This window comes from Streptomyces sp. NPDC049541, assembly GCF_044465725.1.
Taxonomy (GTDB): Bacteria; Actinomycetota; Actinomycetes; order Streptomycetales; family Streptomycetaceae; genus Streptomyces.
Genome location: NZ_JBITLY010000001.1, coordinates 1,094,985 through 1,118,654, shown reverse-complemented (window position 1 = coordinate 1,118,654; position 23,670 = coordinate 1,094,985). Strand labels below are relative to the sequence as shown.

Here is a 23,670-nt window from a genome sequence, read left to right as displayed (position 1 = left end):
GGGGCTGCCGTCAGCCGAAGAAGACCCCGACCTCCTCGTACAGCTTCGGGTCCACCGTCTTCAGCTTCGCCGTCGCCTCCGCGATCGGGACGCGGACGATGTCGGTGCCGCGCAGGGCGACCATCTTGCCGAAGTCGCCCTCGTGGACGGCTTCGATGGCGTGCAGGCCGAAGCGGGTGGCGAGCCAGCGGTCGAAGGCGCTCGGGGTGCCGCCGCGCTGGATGTGGCCGAGGACGGTCGTGCGGGCCTCCTTGCCGGTGCGCTTCTCGATCTCCTTGGCGAGCCATTCGCCGACCCCGGACAGGCGGACATGCCCGAAGGAGTCCAGCGACTCGTCCTTGAGGACCACGTCGCCGTCCTTGGGCATGGCGCCCTCGGCGACGACCACGATGGGGGCGTACGAGGCCTTGAAGCGGGAGGTGATCCAGGCGCAGACCTGTTCGAGGTCGAAGCGCTGCTCGGGGATGAGGATGACGTTGGCGCCGCCGGCGAGGCCGGAGTGCAGGGCGATCCAGCCGGCGTGCCGGCCCATCACCTCGCAGACCAGGACGCGCATGTGGGACTCGGCGGTGGTGTGCAGCCGGTCGATGGCCTCGGTGGCGATGCCGACCGCGGTGTCGAAGCCGAAGGTGTAGTCGGTGGCGGACAGGTCGTTGTCGATCGTCTTCGGTACGCCGACGACGGGGACGCCGTACTCGTCGGTGAGGCGTGCCGCTACGCCGAGGGTGTCCTCGCCGCCGATCGCGATGAGCGCCTCGACCTCCTGCTTGGCGAGGTTCTCCTTGATCCGGCGGATGCCGTTCTCCTGCTTCAGCGGATTGGTGCGCGAGGAGCCGAGGATGGTGCCGCCGCGGGGCAGGATGCCGCGCACGGCGGGGATGTCGAGGCGGACGGTGTCGCCTTCGAGGGGTCCGCGCCAGCCGTCCCGGTAGCCGACGAAGTCGTAGCCGTACTCCTGCACGCCCTTGCGGACGATGCCCCGGATGACGGCGTTGAGTCCGGGGCAGTCGCCGCCTCCGGTCAGTACTCCGACCCGCATGGAAATGTCCCTTCGCCGCAGTTGCCTGGTGACAGCCACGCTAATGGTGATCCAGGTCACAGAGGGATGGGCGGGAAGGGCAATTCCGGTGAATCGGCGGGCGGTTGGTTTACCCGGCGTCAAGCTCCCGTGGCACTGTCACTCGTCGTCGAGTCCGCGCTCTATGGCGTACCGGACGAGTTCCACCCTGTTGTGCAGCTGGAGCTTGCCGAGGGTGTTCTGGACGTGGTTCTGGACCGTGCGGTGGGAGATGACCAGGCGTTCGGCGATCTGCTTGTAGCTCAGGCCCTTGGCGACCAGGCGCAGCACCTCCGTCTCGCGGTCGGTGAGCTGCGGGGCGCCCGGCTGGTCGGTGTCCGCGGCGGACGCGGGCTCGGAGGCGAGCCGGCGGTACTCGCCGAGGACCAGCCCGGCCAGGCCCGGAGTGAACACCGGGTCGCCGACGGCCGTGCGGCGCACCGCGTCCAGCAGCTCGTCCGTGGAGGCCGACTTCAGCAGATAGCCGGTCGCGCCGGACTTCACCGCCTCCAGGACGTCGGCGTGCTCACCGCTCGCCGACAGCACCAGGACCCGCAGCGCGGGGTTGTGGCCGACCAGCTCCTTGCAGACCTGGACGCCGGGCTTGGCGGGCAGGTTCAGATCAAGGACGAGCACGTCCGGGCCTGCCGCCTTGGCGCGGCGCACGGCCTGGTCGCCGTCGCCCGCGGTGGCGACCACGTCGAAGCCGGACTCGGCCAGGTCGCGGGCGACGGCATCGCGCCACATGGGGTGGTCGTCGACCACCATGACCTTGATCGCGCCCTGCCGCTCGTCGGTCGAGTCCGTCATCGCCGCTCTGCCTTCCCCCGTGGGTCCTTCGCGTCCTTCGGTACTTTCAGTTCGACCTCGGTGCCCTGCCCGGGCACCGAGATCAGTTCGGCGCTGCCGCCGAGGTCGCGCAGCCGGCCGCGGATCGACAGGGCGACACCGAGCCGCCCCTCCCCCTCGGCCTGCGCGAGCCGCCCCTCGGGGATGCCGGGCCCGTCGTCCCGTACGGTCACCACGACCTCACCGGGCTCGTCCTCGACGAGGATCCACGCGCGCGCGTCCTCACCGGCGTGCCGGCGCACATTGTCCAGGGCGGCGCCGACGGCCGCGGCCAGCTCCTTCGCGGCGGCCCTGGGCAGCAGCACGGCCGCTCCGGGTTCGGCGAAGCTGACCTTCGCGGCGGCGTACGGGGCGAGCAGCGCCCGCAGATCGACCGGGCCGTCCTCGTCGTACGAGGGCTCCTCCACGGCCCGTACGACCGCGCCCTCGGCGGCGTCCTCCGACACCCGCGAGACAGGGATCAGCCCGCCGGAGACCAGGGTGCGCAGCGCGACCTCCTGCTCGCCGGCCATCCGGCCCAGCTCGGCCGCCTCGCCGCCGAGGACCGCGCCGCGGCGCTGCACCATGGCCAGCACCTGCAGCACCCCGTCGTGGATGTCCCGGGCGAGCCGCTCCCGCTCCCGGGTCGCGGCCTCGATCTCCAGGGCCCGGGCGAGGGTGCGCTCGGAGGCGCGGGCGACCTCGACGACGTAGCCGATGGCGATGGAGGCGACCCAGACCAGGATCACGTTGTGGACGGTGTCGCGGGCCGGGGCGCCGCGTTCGATCAGGTTGGCGGCGGCGACCGGCGTCGAAGCGAACGCGGCCCAGCGCCAGCCGCCCTTGATGGCGTACGCGAGGACCGAGCCGGCGGTCCATATCGACGGCAGGGTGGGCCCGCCGCTCTGGATGTGCTGCTCGTTGACCGCGAGCGGGGTGAGCAGGATGCCGGTGAGCGCGATGGCGAGGTCGACCGCGAGGAAGCGCTTGGTGCAGGCGGCCGCGCTCTGGACGCGGGGCAGGGTGGCGAGCGTCCACACGAACAGGACGACGTAGTAGGCGATGGCGACGCCCGCGTGGTCGTACTCGTCGTAGGCGGTGGCGAACAGGCCGACCGCGTACAGCATCGTGAGCACCCGGTACGCGGTCAGCGCACGCCACAGCGGCTGCTCGACCGACATGCGCATGACGCGCTCGCGCTTGGGCATGTCCCCACCCCCCTCGACCGAGAGCCTAGGCCTCGGGCTTCTCCTTCTTGGCCTGTTCCCTGGCCTGCTCCTTGGCCTGTTCCTTCTCGGCCTTCGCCGCCTCCGCGATCTGGCGCTTCGCCGCGGTCGCGTACATGTCGACGTACTCCTGGCCGGAGAGCTTCATGATCTCGTACATGACCTCGTCGGTGACCGCGCGCAGCACGAAGCGGTCGTGCTCCATGCCCTGGTAGCGGGTGAAGTCGAGGGGCTTGCCGATGCGGATGCCCGGGCGCATCAGCTTGGGCATGACCTTGCCCGGCGGCTGGATCTTCTCCGTGTCGATCATGGCGACCGGGATGACCGGCGCGCCGGAGGCGAGCGCCACGCGCGCGAGGCCGCCGGGCTTGCCCCGGTAGAGGCGGCCGTCGGGCGAGCGCGTGCCCTCGGGGTAGATACCGAACAGCTCGCCGCGCTCCAGGACCTCCAGGCCGCTCCTGATGGCCGCCTCGCCCGCGCCGCGCGCACCGGAGCGGTCCACCGGGAGCTGGCCGACACCCTTGAAGAAGGCGGCCGTCAGCCGGCCCTTCACACCGGGCGTGGTGAAGTACTCGGCCTTGGCGATGAAGGTGACCTTGCGGTCGAGGACCGCGGGCAGGAAGAACGAGTCGGAGAAGGAGAGATGATTGCTCGCCAGGATGGCGGCGCCCTCCGCCGGAATGTTCTCCAGGCCTTCCACCCATGGCCTGAACGCGACCTTCAGCGGCCCCCCGATGGCAACCTTCATCGTGCCGTACAACACCCGTGTGCCTCCTGTTTCCGTCGGTCAGACCTTAACCCGGAGCACTGTCGAAGGATCCGACGGCCCTGGTCGGTGTCAGTGCGGTCGCGTACGGTGAAGCACCTGGACTTCACGTCACTCTCATGAACAGGAGACCGAAGGTGCCGGTCCTTCCTGGAGCCGAGCCGTACCGCCACGAGGGCGGGGAGGTCGGCGTCCTGCTCTGCCACGGCTTCACCGGTTCCCCCCAGTCGCTGCGCCCCTGGGCCCAGTATCTCGCCGAGCACGGCCTCACGGTCTCGCTGCCGCTGCTGCCCGGGCACGGCACGCGCTGGGAGGACATGCAGCTCACCGGCTGGCAGGACTGGTACGCCGAGGTGGACCGCGAGTTGCGCTCCCTGCGCGAGCGCTGCAGCGAGGTGTTCCTGGCCGGCCTGTCCATGGGCGCCACCCTGGCGCTGCGCCTGGCGGCGAAGCACGGGGAGGCGGTCGGCGGCGTGGTGGTCGTCAACCCGGCGAACCGCATGCACGGCTTTTCCCCGTACGTCCTTCCCGTGGCCCGCCATCTCGTGCGCACCGCGAAGGGGATCGCCAGCGACATCGCGAAGGAGGGCAGCGCCGAGCTGGGCTACGACCGGGTTCCGCTGCACGCGGCGCACTCCCTGCGGAACTTCTTCCGGCTGGTGGACGGCGAGCTGCCGCAGGTCACACAGCCGCTGCTGGTGCTGCGCAGCCCCCAGGACCATGTCGTGCCGCCGGCCGACTCGGCCCGGATCCTCGGCCGGGTCTCATCGAGGGACGTGACGGAGATACTGCTGGAACAGAGCTACCACGTGGCGACGTTGGACCACGATGCGAACCGGATTTTCGAAGAGAGCCTCGCGTTCATCGGCCGGCTCGCACCCAGTGTCGGCAAGGAAGGGACGGCCGCAGGTGGCTGAGCACGACTCGGACCGCGAGGACCGCGAGCCGGAGGAGCAGGGCGTCCCCTTCGACGAGGATGCCGCGTGGGCCGCGATCGTCGCCGGCTACGGCGAGGAGCCGAAGGACCCACCGGGCACCAAGCCGTTCAAGTCGATCGAGGACCTGGCGCTGCTGGAGCCGGAGACCAACGACGACACCCAGGGTGAGGCGCCGAAGCAGGAGAAGCCGAAGAAGCCCCTGGGCGGCTCGGTCTCTTTCGCACCCGGCGTCGGGCCGCGCGACTACACGGCCGCCGAGCCGTCCGAGGACGACTTCGACGAGGACGACGAGGGCCATTTCGTACCGCCGGAGCCGCCGCCGCTGCCCACCGCCGACACGACCGCGAAGTTCGCCTGGCTGGGCGTGATCGGCGGCCCGGTCCTGCTTCTGCTGGCGGTGCTGCTCAGCTGGGACATGACCTGGTGGCTGGCCACGCTCGGCATCGGCGGCTTCCTGGGCGGTTTCGGCACGCTGGTGATGCGGATGAAGACGGACGACGAGGACGACGACGATCCGGGGCGCGGAGCCGTCGTCTAGCCGGCCGGGACATCGCCGACAGGGATCTTGAGGGCGGCCAGGACCGGAAAGTGGTCCGTGGCCGCCCTCAGAGCAGTACCTCTCAACGGACTCCGTCCGGAGGGTGTTGTTCAGGCCGCGGGTACGCGAAGTGCGGCAAGCACGGGCAGGTGATCCGTCGCCCTGTTGAGGTCGGTCTCGGTCACTCCGGGGTGGCCGATCGGGACGCCGCAGCCGAGGACCTCGATGCCCTTGGTGGCGAAGATCGCGTCGATCCGCTGGAACGGGTCGGCGGGCGTCCAGGTGTACTCGCCGCCCCAGGGGGCCGTGGCCCAGCAGTCCTGCAGGCCGTCGGCGAGGCGGCGGAAGGTGCGGCCGGTGGGAAGGTCGTTGAGGTCGCCGCCCGCGATCGCGTGCTCCACCCCGAGGCCGGCCAGCCGGTCGAGGAGCATGCCGCCCTGGTCGTACCGCTCGTCCGCCTGCAGGGAGAGGTGGTGGCTGACCACGCCGAGGCGGGCGCCGCCGAAGCGGACCACTGCGGTGGCGAAGCCGCGGCGGTGCAGGCCGGGGGTGAGCGGGAGGAGGACGTCCTCGGTGCGCTCGACGGTGGCGCGGAGCGTGCAGAGGATCGCCGGACCGGAGGCGGTGGCACCTCCGGTGAGAATGACTTGGCCTGCGGCCGATGCGAGGCGGGCCAGTTTCTTGCGCCAGCGGAAGAAGCGGGGGGCTTCCTGGAGGAGGACCAGGTCGGGGGCGCAGGCGGTGATCACCCTGGCCAGGGCGTCCGTGTCGTCCCGCATCGAGCGGATGTTGTAGGACAGGACCCTGATGACGGCTGAACCGTCCGGTTCTGTGTGGGAGTTGGGCAGCAGCTCCATGTGGATCAATCTACGCCCAATGGCTCGGGGCGCGAGGATCGTGTGCGACTGCCGGTCCGTCGTGGCTTGTCGCGCCCACGCGGCGGCAGCCGCACATCGAATACAGCCCGCGCCCCTACGGAAGCGCGGTGGCCGTCTCGCGGGAAGTCGGCGTTACATGATGGGGTCGGGCTCTCGAGCCAGGTCGGCTGCTCCGACCAGCCCCGCCTTGTTGCCCAGTTGGGCGGCGATGACCTCGGCCACCGGGCGCCAGTTGCCGCCTACCAGCCAGCGCTTGTAGGACTTGCGGATCGGGTCGAGGACCAGTTCGCCCTCGTCGGAGAGGCCGCCGCCGACGATGAAGGCGGAGGGGTCGAAGAGGGAGGCGAGGTCGGCGAGGCCCGCGCCGGCCCAGCGGGCGAGCTCGCGGTAGGAGTCGACGGCGACCGGGTCGCCCTGGCGGGCGGCCATGGAGATGTGCTTGCCCTCGATGCCGTCGGGGGTGCCGTCACCGAGGCCGAGCAGGATCTCGGCGTTCTCGGGGGTGGCGTTGGCACGCTGCTTGGCGTATCTGACGAGGGCGCGCCCGGAGGCGTACTGCTCCCAGCAGCCCTGCGAGCCGCAGCCGCACAGCAGGCCGTCCGGCACCATGCGGATGTGGCCGAACTCGGCGGCCACGCCGTAGTGACCGCGGCGCAGCTTGTTGCCGATGATGATGCCGCCGCCGAGGCCGGTGCCGAGGGTGATGCAGATGACGTTGCGGTGGCCCTTGCCCGCACCGAACTTGTACTCGCCCCAGGCGGCCGCGTTGGCGTCGTTCTCCACGACGACCGGCAGGCCCACGCGGGCCTCGACCTCGGCCTTCAGCGGCTCGTTGCGCCAGTCGATGTTGGGCGCGAAGTAGACCTCAGAACGCTGGCGGTTGACGTAACCGGCCGCGCCGATGCCCACGCCCACGATCTCGTGCCCGGCGCGTGCGCCCTCCACGGCGGAGGCGATGGCGTCCACGATCGCCTCGGGCGTGCCCGGGGTCGGCACCTTGTGCGTCGAGAGGATGTTGCCTTCCTCATCGACCACGCCGGCCGCGATCTTGGTGCCGCCGATGTCGACGCCGATGGTGAGTCCCATGAATCCCTCAGTTTCGGTCGAGCCCCGCTACGGCCAACCGTACCCGAGGCCCGTGCGCCAAGGCCTCGACGTCCAGTCGCTGGGCAGCCGGGAACCGGACGGCGAGACCTGAGGGAGGTGTCAGTCCAGGTCGATGCGCTGCCCGGGACCGGTGCCGCCCTCGTCGTCGTCCCGGCGCTCGTCCAGGTCCTTGTGCAGGTCCGTCGTACGGCTCGTCCAGCGCTGCTCCTGGGCCTGGACCGCGGAGCGGTAGGCGGCGAGCAGCTCGTTGCCCGCGGCGGCGAGGTGGTCGAAGACGTCCGGGTTGCGCTCGATGACGGGTTCGACCGCGGCCTTCGCCTGCTGGACGACCTGCTTCACCACCTGCTGGGCGGCCGGTCCGGCGACGGAGCCGAGCAGCGGCGACTGGATCGACGACAGCTTCTCCGAAACGGCGTCGACGAGCTTGCGCAGTTCCTCACCGGCCGAGATCGGCGGCTGGCCGTACTCGGCGCGGCGGCGGGCCTTCTCCGCCGCGAGGTCCTCGGCGCACGCCTTCGCCCAGGCGTCGGCGTCGGTCGCCCGCACCTCGTCGACCACCTCGTGATTGCCGGCGTCGGACGGGGGGCGCTCTTCGCTCATGACGACCTCCTGACTACGGTTCGTCTCTACGACGTTACCCGAATGGGCATAGGTGGTTCACGGCCTGTCCGGCCACAGATCCGGGTCGGGCACGAACCGGATGCGCAGTTCGCCCTCGCGCAGCGCGGCCCCGTCGACGGTGCAGCGGCGCAGGACGGACGGCAGCGGGACGATACGGCGGAACGGGCCTGCCGCGACGACGAGTTCGTCGCCGCGCCGGATGAGGTCCAGGTCATCGCGTATGGCGCCGGGCAGCGGGAGGTGCCAGACGAGCACGCCGTCGTCGGCGAGCCGGTCGGAGACGGGCCACTCGACGGTGGAGGTCGTGCCGTTGACGTCCAGGGTGCCGGGGACGGCGAGCGCGGCGAGGTCGTCCGTGCCGCGCGGGTCGCGGCCGAGGTGGGCGACCCTCCGGACGTCGTACGGCTCCTGCCACTCGTCCAGGACCTTGCGCTGCTGGGCGACGAGCCCGGCGAGCCAGCCGTTCGCCTCGGGCAGCACCCGGTTGGCGACCAGGGCGTCGGTGCGCAGGCCGCGCAGGGCGAGGGCGAGGCCGGCGGAGTGCACGGCGTCGGCACCGGCCGGCCCGGGTTCGGCGACCAGTCGTACGACGGTGTTCCGGTCGGCGAGGACCGCCTCGACGGCGCCGAGTTCCGTGTCCCAGCGGGCGGCCGTCTCGTACAGCCACTCCGAGGGCATCGGGACCCCGGCGAGCCGCCCGAGAACGGGCCGCAGGGCCCGGGCCGCCTGCCGCTCGGGCGGCAGCAGCCTGCGCAGATACCGGCGCAGCTCTTCGGGCAGGGCGAGCAGGGCGAGCGCCTGCGGGGTCGGCGGCAGATCGACGACCAGCAGGTCATGGGCCTCCGCAAGGGCCGCGTCCCGCAGCGCCCGCAGCAGGTTCAGCTCCTCGGCACCGGGAAGCGGGGTGACCTCCTCGGCATCCAGCCGGGAGGCCCCGAGCAGATCGAGGACGTTGGCAGCGCGTTCCTGGAAGGCGGTGAGATCGTCCCGGAAACCGGCGCCGGCATCGGGGCGCCAGGCGACGAGGTTCGGCGCAACGGCGGTCGGAGCCGGTCCTGTGATCGCGCCGAGGACCGCGCCAAGGGTGTCGGTGCGGTCGGCGCTCAGAACGAGGGTACGGGTGCCCTCTCGGGCGGCGGCCAGAGCGGTGGCGGCCGCAACGGTGGTACGACCGCTACCGCCAGGCCCGGTGATCAGGATGGTGCGCATGAGGCTGAACGGTAACGGACACCCTCGTAGGGGCGCGGGGCTGTGACCTCAGCGGCTCCGCCGCGGGGCGCGACCAGCCACAACGGACCCGCACCCGGATTGCCACAAGCACCCCCATGGCGAGATCCGGTTTACTTCTCCCCCGACTCCACCCGCTTCTTCAGCCCGGCCAAGGCCCGGTCGATGATGACCTTCTCGGCCTTCCGCTTGATCATCCCGAGCATCGGGATCTTGACATCCACCGTCAGCTGATACGTGACCTCGGTCTCCCCCGCACCCACCGCCTTCAAGATGTACGACCCGTCGAGCGCCCGCAGCATCTGCGACTTGACCAGGGTCCAGGAGACCGAGTTCTCTCCGGTCCAGGTGTACGCCAGCACCTGGTCGTCCTTGATCGCACCGGCGTCCATGACGAGTCGGACCTGCTCGGCGCGGCCCTGGGCGTCGGTCTCGAGGACCTCCGCCTCCTTCACCTCACCGGTCCAGTCCGGGTAGCGGGCGAAGTCTGCGATCACCGCCATGACATCGGCCGGTGCCGCCTCGATCGTGATGCTCGAGCTGGTGTGTTCCGCCATCGCCGTGGCTCCTCCAGATGCGGGCCGGTAAAGAGGTCGTCGTGCGCACGGTGCGCGCAGCGTGAAGGCTACCGCGCACGTCGGCGCCCGCCTTCACCCCCACCTGCGTTGGGGCCTGCCCTGATTCACCATTCAAGCGCCCAGGGCTTCCCGGTCCCCGCGAAGTGCCCCACGTTCACGCACTCCGTGCCCCCGATCCGCATGCGACGCACCAGGGGCTGGTGGACGTGCCCGAACAGTGCGTACCGGGGGCGGGTGCGGCGGATCGCGTCCAGGAGGGCCCGGCTGCCCCGCTCGAAGCGGCGCGCCACCGTGTCGTAGACGAGTTCGGGCACCTCCGGCGGGATGTGGGTGCACAGCACGTCCACCTCGCCGACGGCCTCGATCTTCGCCGCGTACTCCTCGTCGCTGATCTCGTACGGGGTGCGCATGGGGGACTTGAGGCCGCCGCCGACGAAGCCGAAGGTGCGGCCGCCGATCTCCACGCGCTCGCCGTCGAGCACGGTCGTGCCCGGTCCGGCGTACTCCGGCCACAGGGGCGGCATGTCGACATTGCCGTAGGTGGCGTACGTCGGTGTCGGGAAGGCCGCGAACATCTCGGCGTACTGCTTGCGCACCGCCTGCTCGATCGCGGCGGCCCGGTCCGTGCCGATGCCACCCCACAGCCGGGCCCCGAACTCCCGTGCCTCCTGGAAGCGGCGGGCGGTGCGCAGCTCGACGATGCGGTCGGCGTTCTCCTCGCCGAACAGGTCGGGGAAGATCCCGCGCGAGTGGTCGGCGTAGTCGAGGAAGAGGACCAGGTCGCCCAGACAGATCAGGGCATCGGCGCCCTCGCCGGCTCGGGCCAGGTCACGGGCGTTGCCGTGCACGTCACTGACCACATGGACCCGTGTCCTGCGGTTGCCGGCTGGTGTGGATGCCATGGCGATCAAGGGTAAGCGTGTGGGGCGAACGTGAACAGTGTCGGCCGGTCCTGCCGTTACTGGCCAGTCAGTTAGCGGGTGGACTACCGTACGTAAAGCAACACCAACCCGTGTGACGCAGCGAACATCTCGCCGGGACCCCCTGTCGAAGAAGCCATACCGGCGGGTAACGTCCGGGCAGTCCAGTCGTGCTCAGTATTTCAACCACTGAAGCTCTGAGCACCTGCCCGAGCCTTGGACCCACCGTCGCATCACACAACGTCGTGGCGCCGGCGCCTTATTAGGAGCAGCAGTCTTGCGCGAGTTCAGCCTTCCGGCTTTGTACGAGGTCCCTGCGGACGGCAATCTGACCGACATCGTCCGCAGAAACGCCGCGCAGCATCCGGACGTCGCCGTGATCGCCCGCAAGGCGGGCGGCGCCTGGCAGGACGTGACGGCGACCACCTTCCTGGCCGAGGTGCACGCGGCCGCCAAGGGTCTGATCGCCTCCGGTGTCCAGCCCGGCGACCGGGTCGGCCTGATGTCCCGCACCCGCTACGAGTGGACGCTGCTGGACTTCGCGATCTGGAGCGCGGGCGCGGTCACCGTGCCGGTGTACGAGACCAGCTCGCCGGAGCAGGTGCAGTGGATCCTGTCCGACTCGGGCGCCACCGCCATGATCGTCGAGCTGGACGGCCACGCGGCCGCCGTCGAGTCGGTGCGCGAGTCGCTGCCCGCCCTCAAGCACGTCTGGCAGATCGAGGCCGGTGCGCTCGAGGAACTCGGCAGACTCGGCGGGGACGTCACGGATGCGATGGTCGAGGACCGCAGCTCGCTGGCGAAGGCCGACGATCCGGCGACGATCGTCTACACCTCCGGCACCACCGGCCGCCCCAAGGGCTGTGTGCTCACCCACCGCAGCTTCTTCGCCGAGTGCGGCAACATCGTGGAGCGGCTGCGCCCGCTGTTCCGCACGGGTGAGTGCTCCGTGCTGCTGTTCCTGCCGCTCGCGCACGTCTTCGGCCGGCTGGTGCAGATCGCGCCGATGATGGCGCCGATCAAGCTGGGCCTGGTCCCGGACATCAAGAACCTCACCGACGAACTGGCCTCGTTCCGGCCGACGTTGATCCTCGGTGTGCCGCGCGTCTTCGAGAAGGTCTACAACTCGGCGCGCGCCAAGGCGCAGGCGGACGGCAAGGGCAAGATCTTCGACAAGGCGGCGGACACCGCGATCGCGTACAGCCGCGCGCTGGACACGCCGTCCGGCCCGTCGCTGGGCCTGAAGCTCAAGTACAAGACGTTCGACAAGCTCGTCTACAGCAAGCTGCGCGCCGTGCTCGGCGGCCGCGGCGAGTACGCGATCTCCGGCGGCGCCCCGCTGGGCGAGCGCCTGGGTCACTTCTTCCGCGGCATCGGGTTCTCGGTCCTGGAGGGCTACGGCCTCACCGAGTCCTGTGCCGCCACCGCCTTCAACCCCTGGGACCGCCAGAAGATCGGTACGGTCGGCCAGCCGCTGCCCGGCTCGGTGATCCGGATCGCGGACGACGGCGAGGTGCTGCTGCACGGCGAGCACCTGTTCAAGGGGTACTGGAACAACGAGGCGGCGACCGCGGAGGCGCTGGCCGACGGCTGGTTCCACACCGGTGACATCGGCACCCTGGACGAGGACGGCTACCTCAGGATCACCGGCCGCAAGAAGGAGATCATCGTCACCGCGGGCGGCAAGAACGTCGCCCCGGCCGTGATCGAGGACCGCATCCGGGCGCACGCCCTGGTCGCGGAGTGCATGGTGGTGGGCGACGGGCGGCCGTTCGTGGGCGCGCTGGTCACCATCGACGACGAGTTCCTGGGCCGCTGGGCCGCCGAGCACGGCAAGCCGGCGGGTTCCACCGCGGCGTCGCTGCGCGAGGACGCGGACCTGCAGGCCGCGATCCAGTCGGCAATCGACGACGGCAACGCCGCGGTGTCGAAGGCGGAATCGGTGCGGAAGTTCCGCATTCTGTCCTCCCAGTTCACCGAGGAGTCCGGTCACCTGACGCCGTCACTGAAGCTCAAGCGGAATGTGGTGGCGAAGGACTACGCGGACGAGATCGAGGCGATCTACGCGAAGTAGCGGGCCCCGGTCCTACGACGGCTCATGGCGCGGTGTCCTCCACGAGGACCCGCGCCATCGTCCGTTCGGCGAGCGCGGTGATCGTGACGAACGGGTTCACGCCGATCGAGCCCGGCACCAGCGAGCCGTCGGTGACGTACAGCTTCGAATACCCCTTCACCCGGCCGTAGTCGTCGGTCGCCCTGCCGAGGACGCAGCCGCCCAGGGGGTGGTAGCAGAAGTCGTCGGCGAAGACCTTGTTGGACGAGCCGAACAGGTCGTAGCGGTAGATGGTGGCGTTGGCCGCGTTGATCCGGTCGAACAGCTTCTTGGCCATGGCGACCGAGACGGCGCTCTGCGCGGCGCTCCAGCCGAGCTTGACCCCGCCGGTCGAGGAGTCGTACGTGAAGCTGGCCCGCTCCGGGTTCTTGGTGATCGCCAGATAGAGGCTGACCCAGGTCTCGAACCCGATGGGCAGCGGGGCGATCTCCGCGAAGACCGGGTTGTCGGTGTTGGCCCAGTCGTCGATGCCCATGACCGGCATGGTCGACTGGTTGGCGCCGGTGGTGTCCCAGATGTGGTTGGCGCGGCCGAGCATGGTGTTGCCGTTGGTGCCCCAGCCGGCGCCGACGCTGGAGTTCAGGGCGGGCAGGGCGCCCGTGTCCCGGGCCCGGACGAGGAGTTCGGTGGTGCCGAGGCTGCCGCCGCCCAGGAAGAGGTACGTGCAGCTGTACTGCTTGGTCTCGACGACCGCGCCGGTGTTGTCGATCCGGTCCGCGGTCAGCGTCCAGCTCCCGTCGCTCGCCCGGCCGATGGCCTTCACCTTCTCCAGGGTGTTGATGGTGACGTTCCCGGTGCCGAGCGCCGAGGCCAGATACGTCTTGTCGAGGCTCCGCTTGCCGTAGTTGTTGCCGTAGATGACCTCCTGTCCCAGCGCGGACCTGGTCGCCGTGCCGGCCGCCTCGCGCTGCATGTAGCCGAAGTCGTAGACGTTCGGGACGAAGGTGGTCTTCAGACCGGTCCTCGCCGCGGCCTTACGCGAGGTCCGGGTGAACTGGTACCACTCGGTGGACTCGAACCAGGTGGGGTCGACGGTGTTCACGCCGAGCATGGAACGGGCCCGCGGGAAGTACGTGCTGTACATCTCGCTCGCGTCCACGGTCGGGAACTGCTCGGTGAAGTACGACTGGAGCGGGGTCACCGCCATGCCGCCGTTGACCAGGGAGCCGCCGCCGACGCCGCGTCCGACGTACACGGACATGTTGTCGTAGTGCACGCGGTCCAGGGCGCCGGGATACGGGGTGATGTCCTTGTTGACGACGTCCAGCCACAGGAAGGTGGCCAGCGGGGCCTCGGTGCGGGTGCGGAACCACATGGACCGCTGGTCCGGGTTGGCGGTGTTGCAGAAGACCTTGCCGTCCGGGCCGGGGGTGTTCCACAGGCGGCCCATCTCCAGCACGAGGGTGCGGATGCCGGCCTGGCCGAGGCGGAGGGCGGCTACGGCGCCGCCGTAGCCGGAGCCGATCACTATGGCGGGGGCGTTGTCGACTGCGTCGGGCTCGGCGGCGTGGGCGGACTGGAGGCCTATGCGGGTGAGGCCCGCCGCTGCGGCCGTCTGAAGGGCCACCATTCCCAGGATTTGACGTCTTGTCAGCTGACGTTGCATCAGGTTTGCTGTCATGTGCGCAGCATGGGCGGATTTTCGGGTTCCGCCTAGTGGGGCGCCACATATTCGTTGTCGGCGGGTGCGGGTTGTTTGTGGTTTCTCGCGCAGTTCCCCGCGCCGCTGACCGGCAGCTGCCCTAGAGCAAGGCCTTGAGGTGCTCCGCCAGCAGGTCCCAGCGCCATTTCTCCTCGACCCACTCCCTGCCCCGCTCCCCCATCCGACGGCGGAGTTCCGCGTCGCCGAGAAGCACCGTGATGCGCTCGGCCGTCTCCTCGACGGAGCCACCGCGGACCACCCAGCCCGTCTCGCCCTCGAGTACGGCGTCGGGGGCGCCGCCCGAGTCGCCCGCCACGACCGGCAGGCCGGTGGCCGAGGCCTCCAGGTACACGATCCCCAGCCCCTCCACATCCAGCCCGCCCCGCCGCGTCCGGCACGGCATGGCGAAGACGTCGCCGGCGCCGTAGTGGGCGGGCAGCTCGGACCAGGGCACGGCGCCCGTGAAGTGCACGGAGTCTGCGACACCGGTCTCGTGGGAAAGGCGCCGCAGGTCCTTCTCGTAGGGGCCGCCGCCGACGATCAGCAGTACCGCCTCCGGCTCGGCGGCCAGGATGCGGGGCATGGCGAGGATCAGGGTGTCCTGGCCCTTGCGCGGCACCAGCCGGGACACGCACACGACGACCGGCCGGTCGGTGAGGCCGAGCCGGGCGCGGATCGCGGCGCCGCCCGACTCCGGGTGGAAGGTCTTCTCGTCGACGCCCGGCGGCAGCTGCACCATCCGCCCGGCCGCCTCACGGGTCAGGGCGGTGGCGATGCGCGAGCGCGTGTACTCGCCGAGGTAGGTGATCGTGTCGGTGGACTCGCCGATACGGCGCAGCAGCTGCCGCGCGGCCGGCAGCTGCGCCCACCCGGCCTCGTGACCGTGCGTGGTGGCCACCAGCCGCTCGGCGCCCGCCTTGCGCAGGGCCGGCGCCATCAGGCCGAGCGGCGCCGCCGCCCCGAACCACACCGACGTACAGCCGTGCTCCCGCAGCAGCCCGACCGCCTTGCGGGTCGCGCCCGGCGTGGGCAGCAGCATCGTCGTGGCCTCGCGTACGACGGTGAAGGGCTGCTCGGCGTCGAAGGCGGCCGTGGCCTCGATCCCCTCCTTGCTGCGCTTCCAGGTGGATGCGTAGACGACGAGGCGGTCGGGGTCGAGCCGTAGCGCCATGTTGTGCAGGAACGCCTGGATACCGCCCGGGCGGGGCGGGAAGTCGTTGGTCACGATCAGGGTCTTGTGCATCGCCGCCGACCCTATCCAACGGGCATCCAACGGTCGCGCCCAGCTCGGCACGGCCACGTTTATGGCAAGCACACAGCCGCACAGGACATCATGTTCCCCTCAAGACCGGCACGGGAAGCAGACTGAAACGGGGCTCCGGTGGACATTGCGGGTGGAAGGCGGCCCCTTGCGGGACTGCTGGTGACCTGGGGCCTGACCAGGCTGGTGCTGCTGCTGTTCGTCCTCAAGGTGTTCGTCTTCCCGGGGCCGGACGTCACCACCGACGTGTCCGTGATCTACCAGGGCTGGTACGAGACCCTGCGCCACGGCACCTTCCCGCTGGACGACGTCACCTGGCAGTACCCGCCCGCCGCCGCCCTGCCGATCCTCTCCCCCGCGTTGCTGGGCTTCCTCGACTACGCGACGGCCTTCTTCGTCCTCGCCTTCCTGGCGGACCTGGTCGTCCTGTCGCTGCTCCTTTACGCAGGGCTGCGGCCCGGCAAGGCCCTGCGCGGCGCCTGGGTGTGGGTGGTGGGCGTACCGCTGCTCGGGCCGACCGTGTACGCACGCTACGACGTGATGGTCACCGCGGTGGCGGTGGCCGGGCTGCTCGCGGGCGCCCGGCATCCGCGCGTGATGGGCGTCCTGGTGGGCTTCGGGGCGATGCTGAAGGTGTGGCCGGCGCTGCTGCTGGTCGGCACCCGCAAGCGCGGCACCTGGGCCTGGGCGGCGGCGACCGTGGCCGCGCTGGCGGCGGTGTTCGCGCTGACCATGCCGGGCGCGTTCGCCTTTCTGACCTTCCAGCGCAACCGCGGCACCGAGGTGGAGTCGCTGGGCTCCCTCGTCTTCCACGTCGCCCGGCAGTTCGGCTGGAACGGCCAGGTGCTGCTGAACTACGGCTCGATCGAGTTCCTCGGCCCGTACGTCGGCCTGGTCAGCACCGCGGCCCTGTTCCTGACCGGCGTCGTCTTCGGCTGGCTGCTGCTGTGGCGGCTGATGGCCACGCGGTTCCTGCCGAACACGCTCGCGGATGCGGCCTTCGTCGCGGTGCTGATGTTCACGGTCACCAGCCGGGTGATCAGCCCGCAGTACATGGTGTGGCTGGTGGGTCTAGGGGCCGTCTGCCTGTGCTTCCGGAGCAGCCGGATGCGGGTGCCGGTGGCGCTGGTGGTTGCGGCCGCCTTCGTGACGGTGCTGGAGTTCCCGGTCTGGTTCCTGCACGTCGTCATGAGCGACACCCTCGGCGTCGCCCTGCTCGTTGTCCGCAACGGCCTGCTTGTCGTCGCCTCCGTGCTCGGGGCCGTGGAACTGTGGCAGTCGACGGTCTCCCGCGAGCCCGTGCCGCCCCTGCCCGCGCAGGCCACCCGCACCAGGGAGAACTCGAACTCCTCCTGAGGGGCCATCGCCCGGCCCGGGTCAGCCGAGTTGTGTCCGGAGGTAGTCCCGCCACTGCCGGGTGAACTGATCCGGTGTCGTCCCCAGCACCTTCTGCAGCGCATCCGGCACCGAGCCCGCCCGCTGCCGGTGGTCGCCGACGGCGCGGTAGAACTGCCGGAGCCGCTCGAGGCTCCACTGCTGCGCGATCAGCCGGCAGGCCATCCAGCCGCCCTCGTAGGCCTGCGCCAGCTTCGTCGCGTCGCCGCTGAAACCGAAGTCCTTGTCGGTGGGCAGCCGGTCCGGCACCCGCCCCTCGCTCACCGCGCGCGCCAGCTCGGGCGCGGCCTCGGCCGGGGTGCGGCCGGTGCCGAGGTAGCCGATCCAGTCGGCGTACCCCTCGGACAGCCACAGCGGGGTGGCGGCGTTGGTGTGGGCACGGGTGGCGACATGGGTGGTCTCGTGGGTGAGCACGACCTGCTTGCCCAGCGGGCCGAGGAGGGCGTACGCGTCCGGGTTGACGATGATGCGGTCCGCGGGCGCGGTCGGCGGACCGCCCACCTCGCCGGTGGTGACCGCCGCGATCCCGCGGTACTGGGAGGCGGGCGAGCCGAGCAGCCCCGCCATGCCCCCGACCGAACCCGGCACGAGCACCACCACGTGCCCCGCCCAGTCGCTGCCCCAGGCCGCGGACACGGCGGGCACCGCACGGTCCGCGAGATCCGCGTAGATGTGCAGCGCCTCGCTGGACTGCCCGGTGCCGAGAACGATGCTGTGGCTGCCGCGTACGACGGTTACCGCGCCCTGGTCCCACAGTTGCTGGGAGGACTTCCTGGCGGGTCTGTCCGCGTCCACGTACCACTGCCCGTCGCTCTTCCGGGAGAGGGTCAGGGTTCGGCCGGCGGTGACGGGTGCGTTGTCGTATCCCTCGATGCGGTAGCGCAGTTCGGCGTCGGCGGTGGCCTCGTCGCCGGTGCGGTGCAGGGCGGTCACGCGGTACGACCAGGACGCCAGCGGCACTCCGCGCAGGTTCTCGAACCAGACCGGCGCGCCCGTCTTCAGGAAGGCCGCCCGGTCGCGGTCGAGGACGGCGGTGGACCGCCGGTCGAGGAGCCGCTGCAGATCGGCCCCGGCACTGCCGCCTGCGGGCTGCCCGCCGCATGCCACCAAAGAGACGAGCAGCAGCACGAGCGCCACCACTGAGAACCTCGACGCCCGCCCACGACCAGCCACTTTCCGATCGTAAGGCCGACAGGGGCGGTTGGTCAGACCCTGGTGACCGAGGACACCGGCAGCATGTCCACCGGGTCGTAGCGCACGGGCGCGCCGGGGTAGGGCGCGTGGATCACCTGGCCGTTGCCCATGTACATCCCGACATGGCTGGCGTCGGAGCGGTAGACGACCAGGTCGCCGGGGCGCGCCTCGGAGAGCGGGATCTGCCGGCCGGCGTACGCCTGCTCCTGCGAGGTGCGCGGCAGCTGGACCCCGGCCTGCGCGTACGACCACTGCATCAACCCCGAACAGTCGAAGCCGTAGGGGCCGGTGGCGCCCCAGACGTACGGCATGCCGAGCGCGGAGCGGGCGGCGGCCATCGCGGCGGCCGCGCGGGCCGAGGCCGGCATGGCGCTGCCGAGGTCGGGGAAGAGCTCGCCGCGGTCGCCCCGGGAGGCCCGGCCGTAGGCCGCACGCTCCCCGTACGGCAGGGAGTTGAGCAGCCGGCGGGCCTCGGCGAGCTTCTTCTCCACGATCCTCTTGTGGGCGGCGACGGCCTTGCGGCTCTTCTCCAGCTCGGTGAGCTTGCCGACCGCTTCGGCGCGCTCCTGGGCGACGTCGCGCATCGCGGACTGCAGGTCTCTGAGCTCGCCCGCCTGATGGGCGTTGATCCGGTCCAGGGCGGAGGCCTTGTCGAGGTAGTCGGACGGGTTGTCGGAGAAGAGCAGGGCGAGGGTCGGGTCGATGCCGCCGGAGCGGTACTGGGCGACGGCCAGCGAACCGAGCGACTCCCGCACGGAGTTGATCCGCTCCTGCTGCCGGGCGATCAGGTCCTGCGCGTCGTGCACCTGCTTCTGCAGCCTGCCTGCGGTTTCGTCGGCCTTGTTGTAGGCCTCGGTCGCCTTCTCGGCCTCCGCGTAGAGGCGGTCCACCTCGGCCCGGGTGTGGTCGTACGGAGCGGCGTCGGCCGGGACGGCGCCGAGGGCGGAGGCCGCGGCGGACAGCACACACAAGGCGGTGCCGGCGCCCCGGTTGAACCCGGACGTCGGTGCAAGGCGACGATGAGACCCCACGGGAAGCCGCGCTCCTTCCGCTGGCGACAAGGACTGCCTCCCTGCCTCGGCAGGGAAACGGGGCAGACAGTAGCCCCGCGGCAGGGGCGCGGCCAAAGACCTCCGTGGCGACACAACGTGACGCCCCGCCTCTGACGCAGGTCATGGGCGGGGCGTGGGGTCAGTGCGGGTTCAGGTAATTCGCCCGTTCGGGCGGACCGGTGTCCTGATCTTGAAACGGATCCTCAGGGTCGCGTGTCAGATCCGGACACCGAACTGGAACGGCATGTTGTTGATCGACTCGTAGCGCACGGTCGTACCGGTGCGCGGGGCGTGCAGCACCATGCCGTTGCCCGCGTAGAGGGCGACGTGGTGCAGGTCGCCGTAGAAGAGCACGAGGTCGCCGACCTGGAGCTGGCTCTCGGAGTAGATCCGTGTGCCGGCGTTGGCCTGCGCCTGCGAGGTGCGCGGTATCGAGACGCCGGCCTGGGCGTAGGCCCAGGAGGTCAGGCCCGAGCAGTCGTAGGAGGCGGTGCCGGTGGCGCCGTAGACGTACGGCTTGCCGATCTGGGTCTTGGCGGCGTCGAAGGCCGCCTGGGCCCGGGCGGAGGCCGCGGTCGCGTTGCCGAGGTCCACCCGCTCGCTGGCCGAGCGGCTGGCGCGGGCGTCGGCGGCGGCGAGCGAGGCCCGCTCCGCGGCCGTCAGCGAGTTGAGCAGCTTCTGCGCCTCGGCGAGCTTGCCCTGGATGTCCTTCTTCTTGTTGCCCAGCTCGGTGCGGGTGGCCGCGAGGTCCTTGAGCTTGTCGGAGGCCTCGGCGCGCTCCTGGGCGAGTTCGCGCTGCTTCTCCTGGATCTTCTTCAGCGCCTCGACCTGCTGGGCGCTGAGCTGGTCGGCGGTGGAGGCCTTGTCCAGGTAGTCGTTCGGGTTCGACGACAGGAAGAGCTGGAGGGACGAGTCGATGGTGCCGGTGCGGTACTGCGCGGCCGCCGCCAGGCCGATGGAGTCACGCAGCTGGTTGAGCTCCTCCTGGCCGCGGGCGACGTTGTCCTGGATGGTGGAGATCTCCTTCTGGAGCTTCTCCTGCTTCTCCTTGGCGCCGTTGAACTTCTCGGTGGCCTGCTCGGCCTCCTCGTACAGCTTGTCGACCTTGGCCTTGACCTCGTCCTTGGAGGGCTTCTCGCTCGGCGCGGCATTCGCGGCCTGGGCGCTGATGGCAACAGCGGCAGCAGCTGCGGTGGTGAGCACGGTCACACGAGCCCGGCTCGGCTGCTTCGGTCGACGATGGGACGCCACGGAAGAGGGCTCCTTCTTGTGAGTGATCACCCGCTCGGAGGTTCGAGGCCAGACCTTAGTGACCTTCTTGTGATCACTTCAAATCCTCGCGTGAAAAATCCTAGTGACGCAATGCATTCTTTGCACATAACCCACGTGCGGTGACGCGAGGTTGACGCTACGTTGCGTGACGATTGCGCCAATTCGGTCATTAAACCTAGAAGTTCGACCTACGGGACAGCGGCCCGGGAAACGGCTCAGGACAGCCGCTTCAGGAGCATCGCCGAGGCGATGGGCCGCGCCCCCGCGCGGGCCACTCCGTCGGCCACCTCACGGTCCGTGGAAGCCACGACGACGGGCCGCCCGGGCGGCTCCGCACGCACCAGCTGGCGGATCAACTCGTCCGCGGTGACGCCCGGTTTGGAGAACAGCACCCGCACTCCGCGCGGCGGCGCGAGGAGCACCGGAGCGACCAGCTCGGCCCCGTCGAAGACACAGGTGACCTCGGCGCCGGTCTGTGCAGCGAGTTGCGAAAGCTGCCCGAGGAGCCGCAACCGCTGCTTCTCCAGAGGCATTTGGGGATAACCCGTTTTGGTGACGTTGTAGCCGTCGACGACCAGGTGCGCCTGCGGCAGCTCGAGCAGCTGATCCAGGATCGCCGGGTCATTTTCGGACAAAGCGCGCGCAGCGATGTCTTTCGGCGTCATTCGCCCCGGTTCGACCGCATCGACGGTCTCCGCCGGCCGTACGGACACCGGCGGCAGCGCCAGCTCGCGGCGCAGCCCCTGGGCCGCGTCCAGGACGGTGTCCAGAAGCAGGCGCACGCGCATGTCCTCGACACTGCGCCCCTCGCGCGCTGCTCTGCGCGTGGCCTCCAGGGCGGCCTCCGCCTCCCCGAGCCGCGACTTCAGCCGCCGGGACTCGCTCTCGGCGGCGGACACCTGCGCCTGCCCCTCGGCGCGTACGGTCTCGATCTCGCCCTGGAGCTTGCGCAGGGCGGCCTCGCCCCGCTTGACGTCACTGAGGGCCGCTCGCAGCTTGCGGTGCAGCGAGTCGGCCTCCTTCTTGGCGGCGTCCAGCTCGGTACGGAGCCGCTCGGTGTCGGCCCGGGTCTGCTCCCGGGCCCGGTCGAGCTCCGCACGCAGCCGCTCCAGCTCCGCCCGGCTCTCCTCGTCGGCGCGCTCGGCATCGGCCCGCTGGGCCTCCTCGCCGGCCGCGGTCACGAGTTTCACCCAGCCGGTGGGCCGCAGAACATAGGCCGCGGCCGCCACGTCGAGCGGATCCGCGGCCGGGGGCGGCGAGCCGGAGTCGAGAGCGCCGGTGAGTTCCGGCTGGGCCTCTCTCAGCTTCTCCCCGATGCGCTGCCGGAACAGCGGATCGGTCTCCAGCGCGGCCGCCATCGCGTTGCCGGCGAACTTGGCCCGCCGGTTCGGTGCGAAACGGGCGTACTGCCTGAGCTGTGCGGGCAGTTCGCCGACGGTCAGCCCACCGAAGCCGTCCGAGACGATCTGGACGACCTTGCGGCGCACTCCGTCGGGCAGCGGACGGTCAAGCACCTCGGCGGTGCCGTCGCCCGGCCCCCCGCCTGTGGTCTCCACCATCCGTCACACCCCATTACCTGTGGGGCCGCTCCGCTCAGGAGTCGGCGCCCGGCCTGTCCACGAGTTCCACCTGATCCACCGCGTTGCACCAGCGACAGCGCACCGACTCGATGGTCTCACTGACCACCTCGCGCTCCTCGACCTTGGGCTCACCGGCCAGATCGAGGTGGACGTACTCGACGACCTTCGACGAGCGGGTCACGTCGAAACGCGTGAGGTTGCCGCAGAGGGTGCAGCGCCACCGCGTCGTGGCGGTCGGGAGGGGAACCGTCATCGTGCCTGTGCTCTTTCCTTCTAGGTCTTCTATTGTCAGTGACGCCCGAGCTTCCCCGGGCGTGTGGCTCGTAACCCTACGGCCTGGCACGGACTCACCGCCCGTCCGTCCACGGCGGCGGGGCGGTCTGTGCGACTGCGTCCCGTTACGTCATGCTCTGTGTTCATGATCGGCAAGTGGAGCGCTACCGTCGGCAGAGCGATCCGGCGCCCCTCGGCGCCCATGACGCACACGCTGATCGCCCTGTGCTGTCTGCTCTTCGTGACCGGCCCCGCGGCCGGCCTCAATCCGGCCTACGGCTCCGGCGACGCGCTGCTCGCCGCTCAGCGCGCCTATTTCCACCGCTGGGGCGTCGTCCCGGCCGAGCTGTTCCAGGGCTCCCCCAGGGCCGCCCTGACCCCCGCCACGGCCCTGTTCGTCCATGGCAGCTGGGTGCACCTGCTCGGCAACATGCTCTTCCTCTACGTCTTCGGGGCCATGACCGAGGAACGGATGGGCCGCGTCCAGTTCACGCTCTTCTACGTCGGCTGCGGCTACCTCGCCCTGCTGGGGTACGCGGCGGCCAATGCCACCTCCCAGCAGTCCCTGGTGGGCGCGTCCGGGGCGATCTCGGCGGTCCTGGGTGCGTTTCTGTACCTGTTCCCCGGGGCGCGGGTGACCAGTCTCCTGCCGTTCCTCTTCTTCCTGCCCGTGCGTTTCCCCGCCTGGGTCGTGCTGCCCTTCTGGGCGGCCCTGCAGTGGCTGGCGGCCGGGCGCGCGGCGACGGGACCGGGGGTGGCCTATCTGGCCCACCTGGTGGGCTTCGGCCTGGGCTTCGTCTACGCCTGGGTGCGGTTCGGGCGTACGACTAGAGTGAGGTCCGCCCCAGCTCCGGCCCCCGAGGGAGAGAACCAGCCGTGATCACCGCGATCGTCCTCATCAAGACCAGCGTGGACCGGATCCCCGAGATCGCGGAGCGGATCGCTTCGCTGGAGAGCGTGAGTGAGGTTTTCTCCGTGACGGGGACGTATGACCTGATCGCGATGGTTCGGGTGAAGCAGCATGAGGATCTTGCCGATGTGATTCCTGGCAGCATCAGCAAGATCCCCGGCGTGGAGGCCACGGACACACACGTCGCGTTTCGGACGTACTCGCAGCATGACCTGGAGGCTGCGTTTGCCATCGGGCTGGATTCTTGATCGACGCCTAGGCGTCTGCGGGGCGCGGGAGCGTGTGCGGCTGCCG

23 protein-coding genes are annotated in these 23,670 nt (G+C 70.4%); 6 read left to right on the top strand and 17 right to left on the bottom strand.

Annotated features, from left to right (window positions below):
• Positions 1-10 precede the first annotated feature (10 nt).
• From ACIBW9_RS05115 to ACIBW9_RS05100, 4 genes are all read right to left on the bottom strand, one after another.
• Positions 11-1,039: a 6-phosphofructokinase gene (locus tag ACIBW9_RS05115; RefSeq protein ID WP_398951297.1), complete on the bottom strand. Its 1,029-nt coding sequence runs from the start codon at positions 1,037-1,039 to the stop codon at positions 11-13.
• 138 nt (positions 1,040-1,177) lie between these two features.
• Positions 1,178-1,867 (bottom strand): response regulator, encoded by a 690-nt coding sequence (locus ACIBW9_RS05110; protein WP_398951295.1) that lies wholly within the window; start codon positions 1,865-1,867, stop codon positions 1,178-1,180.
• Positions 1,864-3,093: a MacS family sensor histidine kinase gene (gene macS, locus ACIBW9_RS05105; protein WP_398951293.1), complete on the bottom strand. Its 1,230-nt coding sequence runs from the start codon at positions 3,091-3,093 to the stop codon at positions 1,864-1,866. The genes ACIBW9_RS05110 and macS overlap by 4 nt, the downstream gene beginning before the upstream one ends.
• A 25-nt stretch (positions 3,094-3,118) precedes the next feature.
• Positions 3,119-3,859 carry a lysophospholipid acyltransferase family protein gene (locus ACIBW9_RS05100; protein WP_398952115.1) on the bottom strand — a complete coding sequence of 247 codons (741 nt, stop codon included), beginning with the start codon at positions 3,857-3,859 and terminating at the stop codon, positions 3,119-3,121.
• Positions 3,860-4,014: 155 nt separating this feature from the next.
• On the opposite strand from ACIBW9_RS05100, the gene ACIBW9_RS05095 reads away from it, so the two are divergent.
• Positions 4,015-4,794: an alpha/beta hydrolase gene (locus tag ACIBW9_RS05095; protein WP_398952113.1), complete on the top strand. Its 780-nt coding sequence runs from the start codon at positions 4,015-4,017 to the stop codon at positions 4,792-4,794.
• Entirely contained in the window at positions 4,787-5,353 is a 567-nt protein-coding gene (locus ACIBW9_RS05090) for a hypothetical protein (protein ID WP_398951291.1), read from the top strand. The genes ACIBW9_RS05095 and ACIBW9_RS05090 overlap by 8 nt, the downstream gene beginning before the upstream one ends.
• Before the next feature lie 110 nt (positions 5,354-5,463).
• Here the strand turns inward: ACIBW9_RS05090 and ACIBW9_RS05085 are convergent, their stop codons facing one another.
• The 6 genes from ACIBW9_RS05085 to ACIBW9_RS05060 all read right to left on the bottom strand — a co-directional run bounded on the left by ACIBW9_RS05085 (position 5,464) and on the right by ACIBW9_RS05060 (position 10,624).
• A complete protein-coding gene (locus ACIBW9_RS05085) occupies positions 5,464-6,210 on the bottom strand; it encodes an endonuclease/exonuclease/phosphatase family protein (protein WP_398951289.1) in 747 nt (248 codons plus the stop codon).
• A 153-nt stretch (positions 6,211-6,363) separates the two neighbouring features.
• On the bottom strand, positions 6,364-7,317 hold the full coding sequence (locus ACIBW9_RS05080) for an ROK family glucokinase (protein ID WP_398951288.1): 954 nt from the start codon (positions 7,315-7,317) through the stop codon (positions 6,364-6,366).
• Between the two features lie 120 nt (positions 7,318-7,437).
• Positions 7,438-7,938 carry a DUF5304 domain-containing protein gene (locus ACIBW9_RS05075; RefSeq protein ID WP_398951286.1) on the bottom strand — a complete coding sequence of 167 codons (501 nt, stop codon included), beginning with the start codon at positions 7,936-7,938 and terminating at the stop codon, positions 7,438-7,440.
• A 57-nt stretch (positions 7,939-7,995) separates the two neighbouring features.
• Positions 7,996-9,168, bottom strand: a complete 1,173-nt coding sequence (locus ACIBW9_RS05070) for an ArsA family ATPase (protein ID WP_398951284.1) — start codon at positions 9,166-9,168, stop codon at positions 7,996-7,998.
• 131 nt (positions 9,169-9,299) lie between these two features.
• Entirely contained in the window at positions 9,300-9,743 is a 444-nt protein-coding gene (locus ACIBW9_RS05065) for an SRPBCC family protein (protein WP_398951282.1), read from the bottom strand.
• A 125-nt stretch (positions 9,744-9,868) separates the two neighbouring features.
• Entirely contained in the window at positions 9,869-10,624 is a 756-nt protein-coding gene (locus tag ACIBW9_RS05060; RefSeq protein ID WP_398952111.1) for a metallophosphoesterase, read from the bottom strand.
• A gap of 337 nt (positions 10,625-10,961) precedes the next feature.
• On the opposite strand from ACIBW9_RS05060, the gene ACIBW9_RS05055 reads away from it, so the two are divergent.
• Complete coding sequence (locus ACIBW9_RS05055) at positions 10,962-12,758, top strand: AMP-dependent synthetase/ligase (protein WP_398951280.1); 1,797 nt, start codon at positions 10,962-10,964, stop codon at positions 12,756-12,758.
• 22 nt (positions 12,759-12,780) lie between these two features.
• Here the strand turns inward: ACIBW9_RS05055 and ACIBW9_RS05050 are convergent, their stop codons facing one another.
• Positions 12,781-14,367 carry a GMC oxidoreductase gene (locus ACIBW9_RS05050; RefSeq protein WP_398951278.1) on the bottom strand — a complete coding sequence of 529 codons (1,587 nt, stop codon included), beginning with the start codon at positions 14,365-14,367 and terminating at the stop codon, positions 12,781-12,783.
• A gap of 172 nt (positions 14,368-14,539) precedes the next feature.
• Entirely contained in the window at positions 14,540-15,682 is a 1,143-nt protein-coding gene (locus tag ACIBW9_RS05045; protein ID WP_398951276.1) for a glycosyltransferase family 4 protein, read from the bottom strand.
• Between the two features lie 138 nt (positions 15,683-15,820).
• Between ACIBW9_RS05045 and ACIBW9_RS05040 the strand changes: the two genes are divergently transcribed.
• Positions 15,821-17,056 (top strand): glycosyltransferase 87 family protein, encoded by a 1,236-nt coding sequence (locus tag ACIBW9_RS05040; protein WP_398951274.1) that lies wholly within the window; start codon positions 15,821-15,823, stop codon positions 17,054-17,056.
• 21 nt (positions 17,057-17,077) lie between these two features.
• Here ACIBW9_RS05040 and ACIBW9_RS05035 read toward each other — a convergent pair whose 3' ends face one another.
• The 5 genes from ACIBW9_RS05035 to ACIBW9_RS05015 form a co-directional block, all read right to left on the bottom strand.
• Positions 17,078-18,268, bottom strand: coding sequence for a hypothetical protein (locus ACIBW9_RS05035; RefSeq protein ID WP_398951272.1), 1,191 nt, complete (start codon positions 18,266-18,268; stop codon positions 17,078-17,080).
• Between the two features lie 32 nt (positions 18,269-18,300).
• Positions 18,301-19,320, bottom strand: a complete 1,020-nt coding sequence (locus ACIBW9_RS05030) for an NlpC/P60 family protein (RefSeq protein WP_398951270.1) — start codon at positions 19,318-19,320, stop codon at positions 18,301-18,303.
• A 237-nt stretch (positions 19,321-19,557) separates the two neighbouring features.
• The gene (locus ACIBW9_RS05025; protein WP_398951267.1) at positions 19,558-20,592 is read right to left on the bottom strand and encodes an NlpC/P60 family protein; all 1,035 of its coding nucleotides are present in this window, start codon (positions 20,590-20,592) and stop codon (positions 19,558-19,560) included.
• Positions 20,593-20,828: 236 nt separating this feature from the next.
• Positions 20,829-22,172: an NYN domain-containing protein gene (locus ACIBW9_RS05020; RefSeq protein ID WP_398951265.1), complete on the bottom strand. Its 1,344-nt coding sequence runs from the start codon at positions 22,170-22,172 to the stop codon at positions 20,829-20,831.
• Positions 22,173-22,206: 34 nt separating this feature from the next.
• On the bottom strand, positions 22,207-22,446 hold the full coding sequence (locus tag ACIBW9_RS05015) for a hypothetical protein (protein ID WP_009309707.1): 240 nt from the start codon (positions 22,444-22,446) through the stop codon (positions 22,207-22,209).
• A 165-nt stretch (positions 22,447-22,611) separates the two neighbouring features.
• Between ACIBW9_RS05015 and ACIBW9_RS05010 the strand changes: the two genes are divergently transcribed.
• Together ACIBW9_RS05010 and ACIBW9_RS05005 are read left to right on the top strand one after the other, a co-directional pair.
• Positions 22,612-23,346: a rhomboid family intramembrane serine protease gene (locus ACIBW9_RS05010; protein WP_398951262.1), complete on the top strand. Its 735-nt coding sequence runs from the start codon at positions 22,612-22,614 to the stop codon at positions 23,344-23,346.
• Positions 23,343-23,624: an Lrp/AsnC family transcriptional regulator gene (locus ACIBW9_RS05005; protein WP_099928230.1), complete on the top strand. Its 282-nt coding sequence runs from the start codon at positions 23,343-23,345 to the stop codon at positions 23,622-23,624. The genes ACIBW9_RS05010 and ACIBW9_RS05005 overlap by 4 nt, the downstream gene beginning before the upstream one ends.
• The last annotated feature ends 46 nt before the right edge of the window (positions 23,625-23,670 follow it).

Bases quoted from the DNA above. Each gene is read 5' to 3' on its own strand.
- ACIBW9_RS05115 (WP_398951297.1), bottom strand. From the start codon at position 1,039: ATGCGGGTCGGAGTACTGACCGGAGGCGGCGACTGCCCCGGACTCAAC.
- ACIBW9_RS05110 (WP_398951295.1), bottom strand. From the start codon at position 1,867: ATGACGGACTCGACCGACGAGCGGCAGGGCGCGATCAAGGTCATGGTG.
- macS (WP_398951293.1), bottom strand. From the start codon at position 3,093: ATGCCCAAGCGCGAGCGCGTCATGCGCATGTCGGTCGAGCAGCCGCTG.
- ACIBW9_RS05100 (WP_398952115.1), bottom strand. From the start codon at position 3,859: ATGAAGGTTGCCATCGGGGGGCCGCTGAAGGTCGCGTTCAGGCCATGG.
- ACIBW9_RS05085 (WP_398951289.1), bottom strand. From the start codon at position 6,210: ATGGAGCTGCTGCCCAACTCCCACACAGAACCGGACGGTTCAGCCGTC.
- ACIBW9_RS05080 (WP_398951288.1), bottom strand. From the start codon at position 7,317: ATGGGACTCACCATCGGCGTCGACATCGGCGGCACCAAGATCGCGGCC.
- ACIBW9_RS05075 (WP_398951286.1), bottom strand. From the start codon at position 7,938: ATGAGCGAAGAGCGCCCCCCGTCCGACGCCGGCAATCACGAGGTGGTC.
- ACIBW9_RS05070 (WP_398951284.1), bottom strand. From the start codon at position 9,168: ATGCGCACCATCCTGATCACCGGGCCTGGCGGTAGCGGTCGTACCACC.
- ACIBW9_RS05065 (WP_398951282.1), bottom strand. From the start codon at position 9,743: ATGGCGGAACACACCAGCTCGAGCATCACGATCGAGGCGGCACCGGCC.
- ACIBW9_RS05050 (WP_398951278.1), bottom strand. From the start codon at position 14,367: ATGGTGGCCCTTCAGACGGCCGCAGCGGCGGGCCTCACCCGCATAGGC.
- ACIBW9_RS05045 (WP_398951276.1), bottom strand. From the start codon at position 15,682: ATGCACAAGACCCTGATCGTGACCAACGACTTCCCGCCCCGCCCGGGC.
- ACIBW9_RS05020 (WP_398951265.1), bottom strand. From the start codon at position 22,172: ATGGTGGAGACCACAGGCGGGGGGCCGGGCGACGGCACCGCCGAGGTG.
- ACIBW9_RS05015 (WP_009309707.1), bottom strand. From the start codon at position 22,446: ATGACGGTTCCCCTCCCGACCGCCACGACGCGGTGGCGCTGCACCCTC.
- ACIBW9_RS05010 (WP_398951262.1), top strand. From the start codon at position 22,612: ATGATCGGCAAGTGGAGCGCTACCGTCGGCAGAGCGATCCGGCGCCCC.